This window comes from Pigmentiphaga sp. (genome assembly GCF_033795525.1).
Taxonomy (GTDB): domain Bacteria; phylum Pseudomonadota; class Gammaproteobacteria; order Burkholderiales; family Burkholderiaceae_B; genus Pigmentiphaga.
In genome coordinates, this window is the sequence record NZ_JARYGM010000001.1 from 694,284 (window position 1) to 713,444 (window position 19,161).

General features: G+C 65.4%; 18 protein-coding genes. 8 read left to right on the forward strand and 10 right to left on the reverse strand.

Annotated elements, in window-relative coordinates; translation table 11 throughout:
• Window positions 1-4 precede the first annotated feature (4 nt).
• Genes QHC78_RS03340 through QHC78_RS03355 form a run of 4 tightly spaced genes read right to left on the reverse strand, consistent with a single transcriptional unit; the run spans window position 5 to window position 3,388 of the window.
• On the reverse strand, window positions 5-748 hold the full coding sequence (locus QHC78_RS03340) for an ABC transporter permease (protein WP_319742441.1): 744 nt from the start codon (window positions 746-748) through the stop codon (window positions 5-7).
• A 3-nt stretch (window positions 749-751) separates the two neighbouring features.
• The gene (locus QHC78_RS03345) at window positions 752-1,561 is read right to left on the reverse strand and encodes an ABC transporter ATP-binding protein (protein ID WP_319742442.1); all 810 of its coding nucleotides are present in this window, start codon (window positions 1,559-1,561) and stop codon (window positions 752-754) included.
• Window positions 1,558-2,397, reverse strand: a complete 840-nt coding sequence (locus QHC78_RS03350; RefSeq protein WP_319742443.1) for an ABC transporter permease — start codon at window positions 2,395-2,397, stop codon at window positions 1,558-1,560. The genes QHC78_RS03345 and QHC78_RS03350 overlap by 4 nt, the downstream gene beginning before the upstream one ends.
• Before the next feature lie 16 nt (window positions 2,398-2,413).
• Window positions 2,414-3,388: an ABC transporter substrate-binding protein gene (locus QHC78_RS03355; protein ID WP_319742444.1), complete on the reverse strand. Its 975-nt coding sequence runs from the start codon at window positions 3,386-3,388 to the stop codon at window positions 2,414-2,416.
• Between the two features lie 426 nt (window positions 3,389-3,814).
• Between QHC78_RS03355 and QHC78_RS03360 the strand changes: the two genes are divergently transcribed.
• The 3 genes from QHC78_RS03360 to QHC78_RS03370 are packed head-to-tail and all read left to right on the forward strand — an operon-like array spanning window position 3,815 to window position 7,286.
• Complete coding sequence (locus QHC78_RS03360) at window positions 3,815-5,353, forward strand: amidohydrolase family protein (protein WP_319742445.1); 1,539 nt, start codon at window positions 3,815-3,817, stop codon at window positions 5,351-5,353.
• Window positions 5,350-6,069 (forward strand): GntR family transcriptional regulator, encoded by a 720-nt coding sequence (locus QHC78_RS03365; protein WP_319742446.1) that lies wholly within the window; start codon window positions 5,350-5,352, stop codon window positions 6,067-6,069. Before QHC78_RS03360 ends, QHC78_RS03365 begins: the two co-directional genes overlap by 4 nt.
• Window positions 6,070-6,113: 44 nt before the next feature.
• Window positions 6,114-7,286: an NADH:flavin oxidoreductase/NADH oxidase gene (locus QHC78_RS03370; protein ID WP_319742447.1), complete on the forward strand. Its 1,173-nt coding sequence runs from the start codon at window positions 6,114-6,116 to the stop codon at window positions 7,284-7,286.
• A gap of 61 nt (window positions 7,287-7,347) precedes the next feature.
• On the opposite strand, the gene QHC78_RS03375 is transcribed toward QHC78_RS03370, so the two are convergent.
• Complete coding sequence (locus QHC78_RS03375; RefSeq protein WP_319742448.1) at window positions 7,348-8,226, reverse strand: fumarylacetoacetate hydrolase family protein; 879 nt, start codon at window positions 8,224-8,226, stop codon at window positions 7,348-7,350.
• A 139-nt stretch (window positions 8,227-8,365) separates the two neighbouring features.
• Here QHC78_RS03375 and QHC78_RS03380 point away from each other — a divergent pair, with 139 nt between their 5' ends.
• Window positions 8,366-9,067: a FadR/GntR family transcriptional regulator gene (locus tag QHC78_RS03380; RefSeq protein WP_319742449.1), complete on the forward strand. Its 702-nt coding sequence runs from the start codon at window positions 8,366-8,368 to the stop codon at window positions 9,065-9,067.
• A gap of 57 nt (window positions 9,068-9,124) precedes the next feature.
• Here QHC78_RS03380 and QHC78_RS03385 read toward each other — a convergent pair whose 3' ends face one another.
• A complete protein-coding gene (locus QHC78_RS03385; RefSeq protein ID WP_319742450.1) occupies window positions 9,125-9,931 on the reverse strand; it encodes a class I SAM-dependent methyltransferase in 807 nt (268 codons plus the stop codon).
• A gap of 4 nt (window positions 9,932-9,935) precedes the next feature.
• On the opposite strand from QHC78_RS03385, the gene gloB reads away from it, so the two are divergent.
• From gloB to fabI, 3 genes are all read left to right on the forward strand, one after another.
• Window positions 9,936-10,775 (forward strand): hydroxyacylglutathione hydrolase, encoded by an 840-nt coding sequence (gene gloB / locus QHC78_RS03390; protein ID WP_413816399.1) that lies wholly within the window; start codon window positions 9,936-9,938, stop codon window positions 10,773-10,775.
• Between the two features lie 253 nt (window positions 10,776-11,028).
• Entirely contained in the window at window positions 11,029-12,570 is a 1,542-nt protein-coding gene (locus QHC78_RS03395) for a LysM peptidoglycan-binding domain-containing protein (RefSeq protein ID WP_319742451.1), read from the forward strand.
• Window positions 12,571-12,782: 212 nt separating this feature from the next.
• Window positions 12,783-13,580: an enoyl-ACP reductase FabI gene (fabI, locus tag QHC78_RS03400; RefSeq protein ID WP_319742452.1), complete on the forward strand. Its 798-nt coding sequence runs from the start codon at window positions 12,783-12,785 to the stop codon at window positions 13,578-13,580.
• Window positions 13,581-13,599: 19 nt separating this feature from the next.
• On the opposite strand, the gene QHC78_RS03405 is transcribed toward fabI, so the two are convergent.
• A complete protein-coding gene (locus QHC78_RS03405) occupies window positions 13,600-14,991 on the reverse strand; it encodes a sigma-54-dependent transcriptional regulator (RefSeq protein WP_319742453.1) in 1,392 nt (463 codons plus the stop codon).
• Window positions 14,988-16,859 carry a sensor histidine kinase gene (locus tag QHC78_RS03410; protein ID WP_319742454.1) on the reverse strand — a complete coding sequence of 624 codons (1,872 nt, stop codon included), beginning with the start codon at window positions 16,857-16,859 and terminating at the stop codon, window positions 14,988-14,990. Before QHC78_RS03410 ends, QHC78_RS03405 begins: the two co-directional genes overlap by 4 nt.
• A gap of 273 nt (window positions 16,860-17,132) precedes the next feature.
• On the opposite strand from QHC78_RS03410, the gene QHC78_RS03415 reads away from it, so the two are divergent.
• Entirely contained in the window at window positions 17,133-18,485 is a 1,353-nt protein-coding gene (locus tag QHC78_RS03415) for a dicarboxylate/amino acid:cation symporter (RefSeq protein WP_319742455.1), read from the forward strand.
• A gap of 124 nt (window positions 18,486-18,609) precedes the next feature.
• On the opposite strand, the gene QHC78_RS03420 is transcribed toward QHC78_RS03415, so the two are convergent.
• Window positions 18,610-18,750 (reverse strand): hypothetical protein, encoded by a 141-nt coding sequence (locus QHC78_RS03420; protein ID WP_319742751.1) that lies wholly within the window; start codon window positions 18,748-18,750, stop codon window positions 18,610-18,612.
• Between the two features lie 60 nt (window positions 18,751-18,810).
• Complete coding sequence (locus tag QHC78_RS03425) at window positions 18,811-19,101, reverse strand: hypothetical protein (protein ID WP_319742456.1); 291 nt, start codon at window positions 19,099-19,101, stop codon at window positions 18,811-18,813.
• Window positions 19,102-19,161: the final 60 nt, after the last annotated feature.

Consider the following 19,161-nt stretch of genomic DNA (forward strand, 5'->3'; position numbering starts at 1 on the left):
CGCGTCAACGCACCCGGGCGTGACGCGTGAGCCGCCGCTCGGCGGCACCGACCAAGCCCATCATGACCATACCGAGCAGGAACACGATCATGACCAGCGCCCAGAAGCGGGCCATCTCGAAACTATGCAGGTAACTGTCGAAGAGCTCGCCGAAGCCGACCACCGCCACCACGATCTGGCCGATGATCACGCCCTTGATACCCCGCACCACGCTCAGGCGTATGCCGGTCATCACTTCCGGCATCGCGGAAGGCAGCATGATCTTGCTGAACATCTGCCAACGGGTGGCCCCCAGGCTGCGCGCCATTTCGACCAGGGAACGATTGATGCCTATCATCCCTTCGCGCGTGTCGATGATGATCACCCACACCGCGAACAGGAAGACTGTCGCAACTACCGTCGTCTCGCCGATGCCGAGGATAGGCATCAAGGCCGGGACGACGGCGGTGAGCGGCGCCGAGATGAAGACGTTGACCCATACGTTCAGGATGCGGTCGATGGGCTTGAACCGGCCCATCAGCGCGCCGACGGGAATGCCGACCAGGATCGAGAGCAGCATGCCTATCGCAAAGGCGCGGGCGGTAATGACGAGCGCGCTCTTGAACGATTGCAGCCCGGTCAGCTCGAATGCCGTCTGCACCACTGTCGATAGCGGCGGGAACATGTCGTTGGCCGTGTAGCGCGCAGCGAGTTCCCAAAGGATCGCCCAGGCCAGCAGCGACAGCAGAACCGGTTTCTGTTTGGCCATGATTCAAAGAAGATACTGTTTGAGTTGGGACCAGATGTCGTCGACAGCGTCCAGATAGCGCCGGTCGCGGCGGATTTCGTCGGGACTCGCGTCGCGATCCATGCCAGGCCGTACGGTCTTGACGACTTTGCCCGGATGCCGCGTAAGCAGCACGATTTCGTCTGACAGATAAACCGCTTCCTCGATGGAATGGGTGACGAAGATCACCGTTTTTTTCTCGACCCTTAGCAGCGACAGCAAATCCTCCTGCAGCTTGCGGCGCATCTGCTCGTCGATCGCCGAGAAGGGCTCGTCCATCAACAGCACGTCGGCATCCACCGACAGCGCCCGCGCGAGGCCGGCACGCTGGCGCATGCCGCCCGACAGCTCGTTCGGGTATTTGTCCTCGAAACCCGCCAGGCCGACTTCGTGGATGTAGTGGCGCGCAATCTCTTCGCGCTTCTCGCGCGGGGTGCCGCGCAGCTCCAGGCCGAAAGCGACATTGCGCAGCACGGTGGCCCAGGGCATCAGCGCGAAGTCCTGGAACACGAAGGCGCGGTCCGGCCCCGGACCCCGCACGGTCTTGCCGTTCGCGCGGATTTCGCCTGCGGTGGGTTCGATCAGGCCGGCAATGATTTTCAGCAAGGTGGTCTTGCCGCAGCCCGACGGACCCAGCAGCGTGACCAGCTCGCCGCGCGGAATGTCGAGGGAAACGTTCTCGAGCGCCGTGACGCCGTTCGGATAGCACATGCTTATGCCGAGCGCCTTGATGATCGGGTCGGACGCGGGATTGATGACGGCGGGAGCGGCCGCGACGCTGGAATGGGTGGTCATTTCTGGGTATGTAGCTGTCCGAGGGCGGCAAAGATGCGCCGCTCGATGAGTTGCACGGCTGTCAGCACCAGCGTGGCGAGCAGGATGATGGACAGGATGGCGGCGAACATTTCCGGATAGCGCGCAACCGAGCGGTTGTAGCTGATGGTGTCGCCGATTCCGGTGGGCGTGATCAGCAGTTCCGCCAGGACGATGCCGATGAAGCCACCCGAGATGCCGAGACGCAGGCCGGCGAAGATCATGCCGCTCGCATGCGGCAGGATGATCTTGGTCACCTGTTGGCGCCGCGTGCCCATGAAGGATCGGGTCATCTCCAACAGCGAGGCATTGGTCTGCCGGATGCCGCTGTAGCTGTTCATCGCGACCATGGGCAGCGACAAGATCACCACGGCGATGATCTTCGCCGTCACGCCTATGCCGTACAAGAAGGTGATGAGCGGGATGATGGCCGCCATGGGCGCGGTCTGCATGATCACCATCGCGGGATAGAACGCCCATTCGGTGACGCGCGACAAGCCCATCGCGACGCCGCATGCCACGCCGAACACGGCGGTGATGAGCAATCCGGCCAGCAGCGGCGGCAGCGTGTCGGCATAGGCCTTGAACAGTTCGCCGCTGGCCAGCAGCTGGACGAGCGCCACGACCACTTTGGAGAATGGCGGAAACGCCAGGCTGATCGGAATGCGCCCGGCTATTTCCCATAGCCCGAAGAAAAGCGCGAAGGAAGCGAGCTTCCACAGCAACGGGGCATGGCTGCGCCAGCGCGCGATGCGCGCTCCGCCTACGATGTCGGTGGCGGGCGCGATAGCCGCGCCCGCGGTGGTGGTATGCGGCATGATTCCCACGCGTGCTTTATCTGGTTGCAAGAGCCTGCTGCGCCACCTCGAGCGGCTTGAAGTCCCAGAATGTCTCGAGATTGCCGTCCGACTTCAGCTTGCCGGCCTGGCCGAGGAAGTCGATGTCCGCCTGCGCGGCCGTCCTGCCACCGCCGTCCACGGGGAAGATGTTCGCGGCCACGGCGCGCTGGAAGTACGGCGTGATCTCGGCCACTTCCTTGGCCGACAGATCGGGCAACAGGCCCAGTTCCTTGCGCTGCGCGGCCGGCCATGCCGGATCGGCGACGGTGGCCTTGGCAGCCTTCAGCAGCTCCTCGACCAGGATCTGGACGGCACGCTGATTCTTTTGCAGGAATTCGGTGTTGACATAGAAGGTCGAATCCGAGGCGTCCTGGTCCTGCACGGGCAGCGCGCCGAAGCGCTTGGGATCGCTGTCGATCAGCACCTTCGAGCTGGTCAGGTCGAGATAAGTGGCCTTGATGTTGCCGCGCTGCATTGCCACCACGCGCACTTCGGAACCCGGCACGTAGCTGATCTTGCCGAACTTGATGCCGGCCTTCTTTTCCATGATCTGGGCCATCGTCTCCGTACCCGAGCCGCGCGAGTGCACCGCGAAGGTCTGGCCGTTCAGCGACTTCCAGTCGGGGTATACGGTCTTGTCGACCACCGGCACGTAGGCCAGCTTGCGGACCTGGTAGATATTGCGGATAGGCGCCTTCAGATTGGCGATGGCCTCATAGGAATCGCCCACGCCCATGTCCACCTGACCGTTCAGCACGGCCTGGAACGCGATGTCGTCCGACTTCAACGCGGTGACCTGAATATCGACCCCGCGCTGCTTGGCGCGCGCGTACGCGATCAGTTGGGGCAGGTCTTCGGCCGAAAACGAATCGGCCTCGGCAATGCGGATTTTCCCAACGCTTTGCGCGCTGGCAGCGCCCGCGGTGAACGCAATGCCCAGTGCAATACCCACGATATTAAGCAGCTTCATGCATACCTCTCTATGGAATGTTCGTCAGGAAGACGGTGTGGCCGGAATGAGCGAGGGCCGAATCCGGCTACAGGCGAAATACACGACTCGGCTGCCTTGGTACTTGGCATGCAGTTGGTATTCCGGACGTATACCGGTGACATACCTTCGAAAGGCAAGTTGTGTGCCACCGTCGGCGAATCTGCGGCACTCTCTCGTGCAGGGCATGTCGATCGTCTAGAAAATCGATACGGGTCGCATAACGGTGCCTCCATGCACACGTACCGCGCCGCACATGCCCGGAATTGGTGCGTACGTTCCGATTTGTGAGACGAAGCCGTGCGCGACAGCCCGCGCAAGCATTGGCACACGACTTGCATTACGGCGGTATACCAACGGGATACAACCCAGTCCGCCACGCGGCGGCAACTTTGGAGAACCGCGGCGATGGCCGACTCTTTACCCTTGCCAGAAGGCACTACGCTCTGGATCGCGAACGCACGCGTCATGGCCCCGGGCGCCGACTGGCACCAGCCTCCTGTCGCCGACATCGCCATCGCCAATGACGTCATCCTTGGCGTCGCGCCGCGCTATGGCCTGCGGCCCGGCCAGACGCCGCCCGAGAAACTCGACGCAACGGGCCACTTGGTGCTGCCCGGTTTCGTCAACGCCCACTACCACTCGCACGACGTACTGGCGAAAGGTACGCTGGAACAGGTGCCGCTCGAACAATGGCGTCTCTATGCCCTGCCGGCGCAGTACCCGCCACGCTCGAAAGAGGAACTGCGCGCGCGGACCCTGCTGGGCGCGCTGGAGTGCCTGCGCTCGGGCATGACCACGGTGCAGGACATGCTGACCCTGTACCCCTTCGAACCCGAACATCTCGACACGGTGATGCAGGCCTATGAAGACGTTGGCATCCGGGTCGTGTTCGCGCTGCAATACGGCGACCGCAAGGGCCTGGACACGGTCCCCTACTGGAAAGAGGTGTTCCCGCCCGAATACCACCACATGCTGTCGAGCGCGGCCGAGCCCGAAAAGCGGCTGGACCTGCTCGACTACTTCGAACAGGCCTGCCTGAAAGCGCCCGCCAAGGCCCGCCGCCATTGGGCGCTGGGCCCCTCGTCGCCCGAGCGCTGCACCACCGAACTGATGGCGCGCACCATGGACCTGGCCAGACGCTACGACCTGCCGGTGTATTCGCATATCTACGAGTCCAAGGGCATGGCCCTCACCGCGCGCCAGGAGCTGGCGCAGTACGGCGGCTCGCTGATCCGCCGCCTGCATGCCGAAGGCTGCCTCGGCCCCCAGATGAACTTCGCGCACAGCGTATGGCTGGCGCCCGACGAGATCGATCTCCTTGCCCAGACCGGCGCCGGCACGGTGCTGAACCCCCAGGGCAACCTGAAGATGCAATGCGGCCTGCCGCCGATCAAGATGCTGATGCGCGCCGGCGTGCGCATCGGCCTGGGCTGCGACAACTGCAGCTGCTCCGATGCGCAGAACATGTACGCGGCGATGAAGCTCTTCTCGCTGCTGGCGGTCGTCAGCGACCTGCGCAAGGGCCCGCCCCCCGCAATGGAGGCGCTCAAGGCAGCGACCGAAGGCGGCGCTGAAGGCGCGCGGCTGGGCGACACCATCGGCCGCATCGCCCCGGGCTACCAGGCCGACCTGTCCATCGTCGACCTCGCCGACCCGAGCTTCGTGCCGCTCAACAGCGTAGCGCGCCAGCTCGTCAACATCGAGGGAGGACGCGCGGTCAAGCACGTGATGGTCGATGGCCGCTGGGTCATCCGCGACCGCCGCGTCACCACGGTGGACGAGGCTGCCGTGTTCGAGGAAGTCGAAGCCGTCATGCCGACTTTCCGCAAGGACTTCGACGCCATCACCCGGCGCATCGCCACCCTCCAGCCCTGGCTGGACGAGGCACAGGAAAAAATGGATGCGGCCGATGTGGGCATCGAACGCCTGCCGCGCCTGACATGAACGCGGCAATCAAGAGCAAGGATGACGACATGAGCTTTCTGGTCCAGGAGCCCGAACCGCTCGACACCGATGCCGATGCCTCGCCCGAACCGGGCGGCCTGGTGGCGCGCGTACATGCCCAGTTGCACGACATGGTGCTCAAGCACGAAATCCCGCTGGGCACGCCGATCTCCGAGCGCCAGCTCTCGCTGCAGTTGGGCGTCTCCCGCACTCCGCTGCGAGAAGCGCTGCGCCGGCTCGAAGGCGAGGGTTTCATCCGCCGCAGCCGCGGAGTGCTGGAAGTCCGCCGTATTTCGCTGGAAGAATTCCTGGATCTGCTCAAGATCCGCAAGGTGCTGGAAGCCGAGGCGGCCGGTCTTGCAGCCGGGGCCATCGACGCCGCCACGATCGACGACCTGCGCCAGCGCCTGACCGGGCTGGCCGAGGCCGAGCGGCCCGACAACCACGAACGCGTATCGCTCGACCTCGAACTGCACCGCACCATCTGTGCCGCCTGCGGCAACGAGTCCATGGCCAGGCTGATCGAGGAACTGCGCCGCAAGTCGATGCTGTTTGCCGCGCCGCCCCCGCCGCAGGACTTCCGGGCCTCGGTGGCCCAGCACCTGGCCCTGCTCGACGCCCTGGCCGCCGGCGACAGTGCGGGCGCACGCCAGGCCATGGCCGACCACCTCGACAAGACCCTGGCCAACGTTCTTTCCCGTCTTCTCAAGCGCTGAGCGCCCTCGCCCGGCCTCTCCTCCATCCAACCAGCGAATCCATCATGACCGACACCACCACCGAAGCCACCCGGCTTCCCCTGATGTTCCAGCCGATCACGCTTCGCGGCCTCACCGTGAAAAACCGCATCGTCGTCTCGCCCATGTCGCAGTACAGCGCCGTCGACGGCGCCCCGACCGACTGGCACCTGGTCCATCTGGGCAAGTTCGCCTCGGGCGGCGCGGGCATCGTCTTCTGCGAAGAAACCTCCGTCTCGGAACGTTCGCGCAAGACCTATGACTGCCCGGGCATCTACACCGACGCCCAAGCCAAGGCCTGGCGCCGCGTGACCGATTTCATCCGCGGCCAAGGCGCGGCCGCCGCCATCCAGCTCGGGCACGCCGGCCGCAAGGTCGCGACCCGGGCGCCGTGGGACGGCTTCGCGCCGCTTGGTCCGGCCGATGCCGAAGCCGGCCGGCCGCCCTGGTCGGGCCTGGCGCCCAGCCCCATTCCCTTCAAGGAAGGTGCGATGGCGCCCAAGGAAATGGACCGCGACGACATCCGCCACGTGATCCAGCTGCATGTCGATGCCGCCAAGCGTTCGCTCGACGCCGGCTTCGACATCTGCGAGATCCATGGCGCGCACGGCTACATCATCCAGCAGTTCCTGTCGCCGATCACCAACCATCGTACCGACGGCTACGGCGGCGACATCGAAGGCCGCATGCGCTTCGGCCTCGAACTCATCGAAGCCGTGCGCGCAGCCTGGCCCGCCGACCGGCCCCTGTTCTTCCGCGGTTCGTGCGTGGACGGCCGCGGCGGCATCTGGAGCATGGACGACACCGTCGTACTGGCTGGCCGCCTGAAGGAGCGCGGCGTGGACGTGTTCGACTGCTCCTCGGGCGGCATCGAAGGCCCGCTCACGCTGCACGTCGTGCCGCGCGTGCCCGGCTACCATGTTCCCTTCGCGCGCCGCATCCGCAAGGAAGTCGGCATCCAGACCATGGCCGTGGGCCTGATCCGCGAAGCCGAGCAGGCCGAAAGCTACTTGCAGGCCGGCGATTGCGACTTCGTCGCCCTGGCGCGCGAAATGATGTGGGATCCGAACTGGCCCGTGCACGCCGCCGCGGCGCTGGGCGTGCCGAACCCGCACAACCTGCTCCCCCGCAATTATTCGTGGTGGCTGCAAAAGCGCGTGGAAACGCTCGCACTGGCAAGCTCCCAGCAGACGCAGTAAGTGCGCCGCGGCCGGGCCGCCGGCCCTGCCCCTTGCGTACGCGTCAGCGTGCGCGGGGGGCTCAATCCACGGTGTTCTCCAGTGTGCCGATACCGGCGATCTCGATCTTGATCACGTCGCCGCTGCGGACGAACTTCGGCGGATTGAAACCTATCCCCACGCCCGCGGGCGTGCCCGTGGCGATGACGTCGCCGGGCTGCAGCGTAATGCCGGCAGAGATAGTCTCGATCAGGGTCGGGATATCGAAAATCAGCTGGCGGGTGTTGGCCTCTTGCCGCAGCTCGCCGTTGACCCAGCAGCGGACGTCGACGTTGGCGGGATCGATTTCGTCGGCAGTGACCAGCACCGGCCCCATCGGGCAGAAGCCGTCCAGCGACTTGCCCAGGAACCACTGCCGATGGAGCTTTTGCAGGTCCCGCGCGGTGAAGTCGTTGACGATGGTGTAGCCGAACACGTGGTCATAGGCCTGGGCCTTCTTGATGCCTCGCCCCGGCTTGCCGATCACGACGGCGAACTCGGCCTCGTAGTCGAGCTGGGTGGCCACGCCGGAATGCGAGGGAATCGGCACGCCGGGGCCGATGACGGTCGATGCGGGCTTGGTGAATACCACGGGCGCTTCGGGGATGTGTTCGCCTTCCTTTGCGCTGGCATCGAAGCCGGACTTGCTGAACTCGGCGGCATGATCGTGGTAGTTCTTGCCTACGCAGAAAATATTGCGGCGGGGCTGGTCAATCGGCGCCAGCAGCCTGGCCTCGCCCAGGGGCCGGCCTTCTCCCCGCGCCGCCAGGCGCGACTTGATCCCCTCGAAATCCTGCACCAACTGGACCATATCCCCGGCAAAGCCCGGCGCCATTTCGGGCAGCGGCCAGTATCTGCCCTTGTCCGGGTCCACGAGGGCAATGGTCTTGGTATCGGCGGTCTGCACGTTGGCGAATTTCATGATGCTCCGTATGGTCCAATTGGTATTTATATATACCAATATAAAACCAAATTGGATCTACGGCAAGCCTGTACCACCGGCGAATTTGACCAATTGGTACCATTGAATTAAGGTAGCGTCACAACGAGGGACAGCTACCATGGACGACGCAGCGCATAGCCCGATATCACGCGCCCCCGGCGCAAAGGAACTCTTGCAGCACTTGCTGGGGGAGATCTCGAGCGGCAGGCTGCACGTCGGCGTCAAGCTGCCGCCCGAACGGGCGCTCAGCCAGCGCTTTGCCATTTCGCGCGGGTCGGTGCGGCGGGTACTGGCCGATCTCCGCGCCCGCGGCTTGATCGTCCAATCGGTGGGCAGCGGAACCTTCGTGGCCGAAGGGGCGCAGGAACTGGCGGGCGGAGCCGCTCCGGCGCCGGCGATCAACACCAGCCCGGCGGAACTGATGGAAGCACGGCTGCTGATCGAACCGCTGATGCCGGCGCTGATCGCCCGCAATGCCAACGCCGCGGATTTTGCCCGCATGCAGAAATGCGTCGACGAATCGGAAGCCGCGGCAAGCATCGAGGCCTTCGAGCATTGGGACGGCGAGCTGCACAAGTCCTTCGCCGAAGCCACCCACAACGCCTTCTTCCTGCAGATCCTCGAGTTGACGAACCGGATCCGCGAACAAGGCGAATGGGGCCGGCTCAAGCGCCGGTCGCTCACGCCGGAAAGGCGTGCGCAGTACGAGCGCCAGCACCGCGCCATCGTCGAGGCCCTCAAGGACCGCGACGCCGCGCAGGCGCGCGAACTCTTGCTGGCGCATCTACAGCAGATCCGGCACAACCTGTTCGACAACTGAATCAGCGCGGCCGGCGCCTTTTCCGCGGCGGCTCCGCAGGAAGGACTGCGGTGCCGGCTAGCGCCGCCACCGGAGCCACGCGCGGGCAGCACGCAGGGAATGGGCCTCTCGCGAGGCAGCGGCCACGGCGGCGCGCCGGCGGGATGCCTTGCGTTTCTTCCAGGGCGGGACAATGAGCCGCAAGCCGACGGTCCGCTTGATCGCAGACACAATGTACACACCGCCGCATACCGGCCACCAGCGCTCTCCGGCCCGTTCCATGAAAGCATGCCGGCGCAGCCATTTATCGGTGCGACACGGCGGGACGTAGGCACCGAACCGCCCGCTCTCGACCTCGAACGACAAGAGCTTGAGCCAGTCCTTGAGCCGGGCCGGGGACAGCGGTTGTATGCCCGCCGGCAGGAACGGCTCGCGGCGTCCCAGCATGCGACCGGCGCCCCACAGGCTCCAGGGGTTGAATCCGGTGATGACCAGCCGCCCTTCGGGAATCAGCACACGCTCCGCCTCCCGCAGAAGGCGGTGGGGATCGGACGAGCATTCCAGGGTGTGCGGCAAAACCAGCAGGTCCAGGCTTTGCGCGTCGAACGGCAAGGCTTCCAGGTCGGCCACCACGAATGCGTTCCAGTTCGGCCGCAAGCCTTCGGCCGGCAGGGATTCCGCCACATAGCCCTTGAAGGCCATCCGGTTGGCGCGCAGCGCGTCCAGCTGCGGCAAGCCGCCCTGCATGGCGTAGAAGCCGAAGACATCGGACACCGCCTCGTCCAGCCGGGCCTGCTCCCAGGCGAGCGCATAACGGCCGGGATCGGTCGCCAGCCACGCGGCAAGCTCTACAATCGGGGTATCCTGGGCGTCAGATGGCAGCATCGATATGAAAGACTCGGTGAAAGTGAACAAGCGCGCGGCCGGTACGCAGGACGCCGGCACGGCAGCCGGAATAACCGGCATCCCCGCCTTCAATGACAATTACCTGTGGCTGATACGACAAGGTACGCTGGCGGGTGTGGTGGACCCCGGCGACGCCGCGCCGGTCCTGGCGGCGCTGCAGCAGCAACGCCTGCAGCTCCGTGCCATTCTACTGACTCATCACCACAAGGACCATGTGGGCGGGGTTGCCGAGCTGGTCGAGCGCACCGGCGCGACCGTGTTCGGCCCCGCGGGCGAGAAGCTGCCGCACTGCGACCGCCGGCTGGCCCAGGGCGACCGCGTCACGCTGCCTGAACTGGATCTCGATCTGGAAGTCCTCGACGTGCCGGGGCACACAGCGGGCCACATCGCCTACGCCGGCCGCGCGGCCGGGGTCGAGCCGCTGGTCTTCTGCGGCGATACGCTGTTCGCCTCGGGCTGCGGCCGCCTGTTCGAAGGCACGCCGCAGCAGATGAAGGCGTCCTTGGACAAACTCGCGGCGCTGCCCGGCAAGACCCGGGTCTACTGTGCCCACGAATACACCTTGTCGAACCTGGCATGGGCGGTCGCGGTCGAACCGGACAACGCGGCGCTGCAGGTCTGGCACCAGCAGGCGCGCCATCTGCGTGACGAATCCCAGCCTACGGTGCCCACTACGCTGGACCTGGAACGGCAGGTCAACCCGTTCCTGCGCACTGCCGTACCAGAGGTGGCGGCGGCGGCCCAGGCCCACGCCGGCAAGCCGCTGGCAGACGAAATCGAAGTGTTCGCGGCGTTGCGCGAGTGGAAGAACAACTTCCGGTAGAGTAACCGGATCTTGCGCCGATTTCCTTACATAGTCCGGCAAAAGCGCCGAATTTTTGTAAAAGCGGGTTGACGAAAACCGCCCTCGTTCGTACCATCCGGCGCTAAATATGCTGTAAGTCGATCCGGCTTCGAAGCCGCGCTTCTTCCGCCGTTGCCGGGGACTTGCGGCACCCGATTCGAAACTGCCTCGCTTGGCCCCGTCCTCCTCCCGGACGAGGCCAAGCGAGGCACGTGGTCAAGGACATGAAAACATGCAATTGCGCCCCCGCGGCGTCTGGAATCTGCGGGCTGGTGTCCGTATTGGTCGTCCAGCCTTTCCCTGCAAGATTCTGATCGCCGGTTGCGTGATGGTCCTGGCGGGCTGCGCCTCCATGGAGCGCCCCGCCGCCACCGGTCAGAACCAGCACGCAACGACATCCGCCTCCGCCAGCCAGATCGACATCCCGGCCGGCTTCTCTTCTCCCCGAGCTACCCGCGCACCGCAAGCTGTCGTCTCCGGCCGACGGATCGATGCGCCGCTGGCGGTCCAGACGCCCGACGACGGGTTGGAACCGCAGACGGTCGACCTGACCGTGCAGCCGCCCGACATCTGGACGCGTATCCGGCGCGGCTTTGCGGTGCCCAACATCGACACCAGCCTGGTCAAGGAATGGGAGAACTTCTACGCCTCCCGCCCGGACTACCTCCAGCGCACGGCTGAACGCGCCGGGAAATATCTCTACTACATCGTCGAGGAAATCGACCAGCGCGGTATGCCCACCGAGCTGGCGCTCCTGCCTTTCGTGGAGAGCTCCTACGACCCCTGGGCGCTGTCGCGCTCGCAGGCGTCGGGGCTGTGGCAGTTCATTCCCGCCACCGGACGGGGCTTCAACCTGAAGCAGGATTGGTGGCGCGACGAGCGCCGCGACCCCATCGCCTCGACCAAGGCGGCCCTCGACTATCTGCAATATCTGTTCGATTTCCATGGCGACTGGCACCTGGCCCTGGCCTCGTACAACTGGGGCGAAGGCTCGGTCAAGCGGGCCATGGACAAGAACGCGGCGAGAGCCCAGCCGACCGACTATCTGTCGCTCGACATGCCGGACGAAACGCGCAACTACATCCCCAAGCTGCAGGCGATCAAGAACATCATCGCCAACCCGTCGGCGTTCAACATCGCGCTGCCGGCGATCGACAACCAGCCGTATTTCGTCACCATCACCAAGAGCCGCAATATCGACGTCAAGCTGGCCGCGCAGCTCGCCGAAATGCCGCTGGAAGAGTTCAAGGCGCTGAACCCCTCGTTCAACCGCGGCGTCATCCTGGGCAGCCACCAGCCGACGCTGCTGCTGCCGGCTGACCGCATCAGCGTGTTCGAAGCCAACCTGCGCGCCTACAGCGGCTCGCTGTCGTCCTGGCACACCCATGAGATGTCCCGCGGCGAAACGCTGACCAGCGTCGCGAAAAAATACGGCACCTCGGTCGCCACGCTGCGCAAGGCCAATGGCCTGGGCCGGCGCTCCCGCGTGGGCGCGGGAGACATCCTGATGGTGCCCACCGGCAGGCAGCCCGAACCCACGCTGGTCGCCAGCGCCGGGCCCACCCCGGTGCGTACTGCGGCGGAAACCGGCGCCCGCGGCAAGAAACAAGCCCACGTGCGGACGCACAAGGTCCGCAAGGGCGACACCCTGAGTTCGATCGCCCAGCGATACGGCACGTCGGTGCAGCAACTGCGGGCGCTGAACCGGGTCAAGGGTTCTACCCTGAGCATCGGCCGCACGCTGCAGATACCCGGAACGGGCGTAAGGGGCTAGCCGGCCCCGGCCCAGCCGGGCCGCATCGCGCTTCGGTTATAGTCGTGGCCGAACCCCGAGAGTAAGCTTGGGGCAACGCATCAACTCAAGCCTTCCCCCAGCCGCTGCTCCCCTTCCGGGCATGACGGATCCGGCGTCCGCCGATCCGCCACTACCGACGCCGGGAGCGCACGCAGCGTACGAGGAAGGCCCCTTTCTACAGGACCCAACACATGGGCTTTCTCGCCGGTAAACGCATCCTGGTCACCGGGGTGCTGTCCAATCGTTCCATAGCCTACGGCATCGCCAAGGCCTGCCACCGCGAAGGCGCCGAACTTGCCTTCACCTACGTGGGCGACCGCTTCAGGGACCGCATCACCGAGTTCGCGGCCGAGTTCGACAGCCAGCTCATCTTCCCCTGCGACGTGGCCGACGATGCGCAAATCGAAGCCGTGTTTGCCGACCTGGGCAAAAGCTGGACCAAGCTGGATGGCCTCGTGCATGCCATCGGTTTTGCGCCGCGCGAAGCGATCGCAGGCGACTTCCTGGATGGCCTGTCGCGCGAGAATTTCCGCATCGCACACGACATCTCGGCTTACAGCTTCCCCGCCATGGCCAAGGCCGCCCTGCCCCTGCTGCAGGGACCGGACGGCAAGGGTTCCGGTTCGGTACTGACCTTGAGCTACCTGGGCGCCGAACGCGTGGTCGACAACTACAACACCATGGGCGTGGCCAAGGCCGCGCTGGAAGCCGCCACGCGCTACCTGGCGACGTCGCTCGGCCCCAAGGGCATCCGTGCCAATGCCATCTCGGCAGGCCCCATCAAGACGCTGGCCGCCAGCGGCATCAAGGATTTCTCCAAGATCCTGAATTTCGTCGAAACCTATGCGCCGCTGCGCCGCAACGTGACCATCGACGACGTAGGCAACGTCGCTGCCTTCCTGCTGTCGGACCTGGCCGCCGGCGTGACCGGCGAAGTGACCCACGTGGACGCCGGCTTCTCCACCGTGGTCCCCGGCATCGGCGGTTGACGCGCCTGTTCCCGGCGGGCTACCGGGTCCCCACGGAGGCCCTCGCTTCGCCGGGAACGAATTCGCTGCGGTCTATGCCGTGGCGCTGCAGCTTGTCGTAGAACGTCTTCCGGGGAATGCCCAGGGCCTGCAGCGTGGCCTTGACGTCGCCGTGGTGGCGGGCAAGCGCCTCGCGTATCAGGTCGGCTTCGTAACGCTCCACCCGCTGCGGCAGGCTGGCCTCGCCCGGCGGCGCCTCCTGTGCGGCCTCCTCCACGCCCAGCACGACCCTTTCGGCGTAATGCATCAATTCCCGCACGTTGCCGGGCCAGGCATGGGTACGCAAATGCTGCCGGACGGCCGGCGGAACAGGCGGCGTTTCCACCTTGAAGCGCGCCGCGGCGCGGGACAAAAAGTAAGAAAAGAGCAGCGGAATGTCGTCGCGCCGCTCGCGCAGCGGAGGCACGCGTACCGTCACCACGTTCAAGCGATGGAACAGATCTGGCCGGAAGTCGCCGCGTTGGGCCGGATCGCTCAGGTCAATCTTGGTCGCCGCCACCACGCGCAGGTCCACCGGCCGGACTTCGTTGGTGCCCAACGGCGAGATTTCGCGGGTTTCCAGCACGCGCAATAACTTGACCTGGGCCGACAGCGGCATGCTTTCGATTTCGTCCAGGAACAGGGTCCCGCCGCTGGAATGCTCGATGCGCCCGATGCGGCGGCGCTGCGCGCCCGTGAACGCGCCGGCTTCATGGCCGAACAATTCGCTTTCGATGACAGTATCGGGCAACGCGCCGCAATTGAGCCCGACGAAGGCCTGCGCGCGGCGCCCTCCCCAGTCGTGCAGCGCCTGGGCCACCACTTCCTTGCCCGCCCCCGTCTCTCCCAGCACCAGGACATCGACGTCGGCGGTAGCGAGATGCTGTAGCGTTTTGCGCAAGCGCTGCATGACCGGCGTCTCGCCGATCAAGGGCAGGCTCTCGCGCGCCTCTTGTGCCAGCCGCTGCAACCGGCGGTTCTCCAGCACCAGGCGCCGCTTGTCCAGCGCGTTGCGGGCCGCGGTGGCCAGCCGCTCGGCCGGATAGGGCTTGGCCAGGAAGTCGTAGGCACCTTCGTGCATCGCGGAGACGGCCATATCGATGTCGCCATGGCCGGTGATGAGAATGACGGGCAGGTCGGTGTCTTGCTCTCGCAGCCGCCGGAACAACTGCAGCCCGTCCATGATGGGCATGCGCACGTCCGTCACTACGATGCCCGGAAAATCGGCAGGGATGCGTGCCAGCGCGTCGGCCCCGGACGCAGCCACCTCGACCCGGAAGCCGGCCAGCTCCAGCGTCTGGAGGTTGGCCTCTCTCATGGCGGGGTCATCGTCCACGAACAACACGCGGTCGACAGTCGCGGCGGCTGGCGGAAGGGATGGCGATGCGTTCACTTAGCTGCCTCGGAAAGATGAATGATGAATCGCGCGCCGCGGCCGGGTTCGGATTGCACGGCCAGCGTCCCGCCGAACTCGGCGACGATGTCGCGGCTGATGACCAGCCCCAGCCCCAGGCCGCGCGGCTTGGTGGTGACAAACGGGGTATAGAGAGCCGCCATGACGCTCTCGGGCAAGCCGGGCCCGTTGTCGGCGATCTCGATCAGGACCTGCCCTTCGTCGCGCGCGATGCGGATACGAATATGGGGGTCCGGCGTCTGCTCGAGGGCATCGATGGCGTTCTGCAACAGATTGACCAGGACTTGCTCGAGCCGGACGCGCTCGGCCCTGACTTTCAGTCCCGGCTCCGCCGTGACGCGCTCGAGACGGATGCCCTGCCGGCGCAGCGGCGACGCCAGCAGCGTAAGCGCGCCCTCGACGACGGCCTCCACCGGCACGGGACCGATCGGAGCGCCCGCGCTTTTGCGCGAGAACGTGCGCAGCTCGTCGGTAATGACGCCTATGCGCTGCGTGAGCGCAGCGATCGCAGCCATGTTGCCGCGAGCCCGGTCGACCCGGCCGCGATCCAGGTAGGCAGCCGAATTATCGGCATAGCTCCGTATCGCGGCCACGGGTTGGTTGATCTCGTGCGCGACGCCCGCCGTGATCTGCCCCAGGAAAGCCAGCTTGTTCGCTTGCACCAGCTCTTCTTGCAGCTTGTGCAGCTCGGCCTCGGCGCGCCGGCGGTCCTCCATCTCGGCCCGGAGCTGGTCGTTGGCAGTCCGCAGCTCGCTGGTGCGGGCCGCCACCCGTGACTCCAGTTCCTGGCGCGCAGCCTCCTGCGCCAGCACCAGATCATGGGCGCGATGCCGCCGGTGCAGCCAGATGCCGGCAATGAACAAGGCGCCCAGCACCAGCAAGGCGGCGGTGGTACGGGCCGCGGCCGCAGCGCCCGCCATCGCGTCCCGGGTAGCGCCCAACAGGTGGAATTGCCACGAGGTTCCCGGAACCGGCACCTGCACATGGACGAACGATTGCTCCGCGTGGCCCGGCAGGCTGGCCCTGACCCGCTCGCCGGAGGCGTCAGGATCGGGCCGCACCGGCAAGGGCGACAGCGGCGCGTCGCCGAACTGCAAGCTGGCGCGCATCGCTTCCCGCTGTGCCGGGGCCAAGGGCCCGTGGACCAGGAAGCGCCACTCGTTCAGCGACGACAACAGCACGACCCCGGACTCGTCCGTGACGAATACCGGATCGGGAAAGCGCCGCCAGCCGGCTTCCACACCGTCGAATTCGACCTTGACGACGATGACGCCCAGCATGCGGCCGTCCTGCACCAATTGCCGGCTCAGGTACAGGCCGGGGTGATTGCTGACGTTGCCCAGCGCGAAGTACTCCGCCTTGCCGGTCTGCGCCGCACCCTGGAAATAGGGCCTGAACGCGTAGTCCGAACCGACGAAGCTGGTGGGTTGGTTCCAATTGCTGGCCGCGACCCCGCGGCCATGCGTATCCAGCAGATAGATGACGGCCGCCCCCGTGTCCCGGCTGAGGGCCTCGAATTTCACGTTCAAGGCCTGGTAGGCAGCCGCACTGCCCGTAGTCAAGGCGGTCCTGACTTCCGAGTCCTGCGCCAGCACGAAAGGCAGCGACCGCTGCTTGTCCAGCTCGCTGGTCAGCAGCGCCACCTTCAGGGCTGCCGCATTGCGGGCGGCGTCCAGGACGCCGGCATGGGCCTGTTCACGGCCCACTCCTCCCGCCGCCCACCAAGCCGCTGCCAGCAACAGGGCGCCAACCAGGGCGAAGCAAGCCCACGCACGCCGGTGATCCGGGGCGCGCAGCGCGGGGGCCGAGGCCGGCATAACGGTAATTGGCCTAGGAGGGGAAGACATGGCGGGAATCAGGTAGACATGTGCGGATTTTCGCACATCACGCTCGCAAACGAGCGAAAAACCGCACAAACGACGCGTCCATCCGCTGCCGGAGAAAAAATTTCTTTTTACATATCAATGACTTACCCCCCTAACCGGTGACACCCCAAACCGGCACGCCGATTGCATTACCAAGTGCAACGAGGCTCGCCCGAGCCTTGAACCGTTGAAAACGAGGCCTCGTCCCGTCCGCCACGGCCGGGACGAACAGCCGCTGGAAGGGGACATCCCGAAATGATTGACATACCCAGCACGGCGCAGGCGCCGGTGCGCAAGAAGAAGCTCTATCAAATCCTGTACGTGCAGGTGCTGTTCGCCATTGCCGTCGGCATCCTGCTTGGCCACTTCTACCCTCAGCTCGGCGAAGCCATGAAGCCGCTGGGCGATGCCTTCATCAAGCTGGTCAAGATGATCATCGCGCCGGTCATCTTCCTGACCGTCGCCACCGGCATCGCGGGAATGCGCGACTTGCAGAAGGTGGGCCGCGTCGTGGGCAAGGCCATGATTTATTTCCTGACCTTTTCCACGCTGGCCCTGGTCATCGGGATGGTAGTGGCCAACGTGGTGCAGCCCGGTACGGGCCTGCACATCGATCCGGCCACGCTGGACTCCAAGGCCGTCGCGACCTACTCCGCCAAGGCCCATGACCAGACCCTGGTCGGGTTCCTGATGAACATCATTCCCAACACCGTGGTGAGCGCATTCGCCAGCGGCGATATCCTGCAGGTGTTGTTCTTTTCGGTCCTGTTCGGAATCTCGCTCGGTGCGGTAGGCGACAAGGGCACGCCGGTCCTGGATTTCATGCAATCCATCTCGTCCGCCTTCTTCAAGCTGGTCTCCATCCTGATGAAGGCCGCGCCCATCGGCGCGTTCGGCGCCATGGCGTTCACCATCGGCAAATACGGCATCGGCTCCATCGCCAACCTGGCCTTGCTGGTGGGTACGTTCTACGTCACCTCGCTGCTATTCGTGCTGATCGTCCTGGGCGCGGTCGCCCGGTACAACGGGTTTTCTATTCTCAAGCTGATCCGGTATATCCGCGAAGAGCTGCTGCTGGTGCTGGGGACCAGCTCGTCCGAAGCGGCCTTGCCCACGCTGATGGAGAAGATGGAGCGCGCCGGATGCTCCAAGCCCGTCGTGGGCCTGGTCATTCCCACCGGTTATTCGTTCAACCTGGACGGCACCAATATCTACATGACGCTGGCGGCCCTGTTCATCGCCCAGGCCATGGACATCCCGTTGTCGCTGACGGACCAGATCCTGCTGCTGCTCGTGGCGATGCTCAGCTCCAAGGGCGCTGCCGGAATTACCGGCGCCGGCTTCATTACCCTGGCGGCGACCTTGTCGGTGGTGCCGGCGGTCCCGGTGGCCGGCATGGCGCTGATCCTGGGCATCGACCGCTTCATGTCCGAATGCCGCGCCTTGACCAACCTGGTGGGCAATGCGGTGGCCAGCATCGTCGTGGCCCGCTGGGAAGGCGAGCTCGACAAGGACACGCTGAACCAGGCCTTGAACGCCACCCCTGGCGCAAAACCGGCCCAATCGGCGCTGGGCAGAGACAGCGGCCTCGTGGAGATGCAACGGTAGGACAGGACGGGCGCGGATTCCGTGCCCACCACCCGCCGGGGTACCAATAGAAAAGCCACCCATGCGGGTGGCTTTCTTCATTCATGCGTGATGCGCACTGCGCATCACGTCGGGCAAGACGCCATCAGGCGCGCTTGACCTTCTCGAGCATCTTGAAAATGCCCTTGGGCGCCCCAACAAATAGACGTTTGAAGGGCTTGCCAAGGCACCGGCGCTCGAGGGTGTTGCGGCGCGTGCGTTTCTTTTCCGCCATGTCGATCTCCAATCGTTGAATCCGGCAAACCCGGTATTCTAGCCGATATTGGTCCCATGCGGCGATGCCGCGTCACCGCCGGGGAGTGCCGCCCAGTACTTCCGTCGTTTTCTGCTCGGCCATGCCCAGCACCCGGGACAAGGCCTTCTGCGTCTGGTACCAGACTTCGTGCCAGGTGCGGCCGACTTCCGGGACGGTGTGGACCGCCACCGTTCCCGCGAGCAGCGCCAGCGCGATCCCTACCAGCACCGCCACGCGCAGGCTGCGCGGGGGCGGCGGCACGTCCCCCAGGGTGGGCGGCGGGAGGTACATCCCGGCCTCGGCCCCGAGCAGATCGAGAGGGGAGGATTTGCGCTTGCTCATGTCGTTATCCTAACTTGGCGCCCGGGGTACGGCCGGTCTGTCTTGTTACCCACTATTGTC

What these genes read in the sequence shown, in the direction of transcription:
- QHC78_RS03340 (WP_319742441.1), bottom strand. Translation starts at nt 748, where the DNA reads ATGGCCAAACAGAAACCGGTTCTGCTGTCGCTGCTGGCCTGGGCGATC.
- QHC78_RS03345 (WP_319742442.1), bottom strand. Translation starts at nt 1,561, where the DNA reads ATGACCACCCATTCCAGCGTCGCGGCCGCTCCCGCCGTCATCAATCCC.
- QHC78_RS03350 (WP_319742443.1), bottom strand. Translation starts at nt 2,397, where the DNA reads ATGCCGCATACCACCACCGCGGGCGCGGCTATCGCGCCCGCCACCGAC.
- QHC78_RS03355 (WP_319742444.1), bottom strand. Translation starts at nt 3,388, where the DNA reads ATGAAGCTGCTTAATATCGTGGGTATTGCACTGGGCATTGCGTTCACC.
- QHC78_RS03360 (WP_319742445.1), top strand. Translation starts at nt 3,815, where the DNA reads ATGGCCGACTCTTTACCCTTGCCAGAAGGCACTACGCTCTGGATCGCG.
- QHC78_RS03365 (WP_319742446.1), top strand. Translation starts at nt 5,350, where the DNA reads ATGAACGCGGCAATCAAGAGCAAGGATGACGACATGAGCTTTCTGGTC.
- QHC78_RS03370 (WP_319742447.1), top strand. Translation starts at nt 6,114, where the DNA reads ATGACCGACACCACCACCGAAGCCACCCGGCTTCCCCTGATGTTCCAG.
- QHC78_RS03375 (WP_319742448.1), bottom strand. Translation starts at nt 8,226, where the DNA reads ATGAAATTCGCCAACGTGCAGACCGCCGATACCAAGACCATTGCCCTC.
- QHC78_RS03380 (WP_319742449.1), top strand. Translation starts at nt 8,366, where the DNA reads ATGGACGACGCAGCGCATAGCCCGATATCACGCGCCCCCGGCGCAAAG.
- QHC78_RS03385 (WP_319742450.1), bottom strand. Translation starts at nt 9,931, where the DNA reads ATGCTGCCATCTGACGCCCAGGATACCCCGATTGTAGAGCTTGCCGCG.
- gloB (WP_413816399.1), top strand. Translation starts at nt 9,936, where the DNA reads ATGAAAGACTCGGTGAAAGTGAACAAGCGCGCGGCCGGTACGCAGGAC.
- QHC78_RS03395 (WP_319742451.1), top strand. Translation starts at nt 11,029, where the DNA reads ATGCAATTGCGCCCCCGCGGCGTCTGGAATCTGCGGGCTGGTGTCCGT.
- fabI (WP_319742452.1), top strand. Translation starts at nt 12,783, where the DNA reads ATGGGCTTTCTCGCCGGTAAACGCATCCTGGTCACCGGGGTGCTGTCC.
- QHC78_RS03410 (WP_319742454.1), bottom strand. Translation starts at nt 16,859, where the DNA reads ATGTCTTCCCCTCCTAGGCCAATTACCGTTATGCCGGCCTCGGCCCCC.
- QHC78_RS03415 (WP_319742455.1), top strand. Translation starts at nt 17,133, where the DNA reads ATGATTGACATACCCAGCACGGCGCAGGCGCCGGTGCGCAAGAAGAAG.
- QHC78_RS03425 (WP_319742456.1), bottom strand. Translation starts at nt 19,101, where the DNA reads ATGAGCAAGCGCAAATCCTCCCCTCTCGATCTGCTCGGGGCCGAGGCC.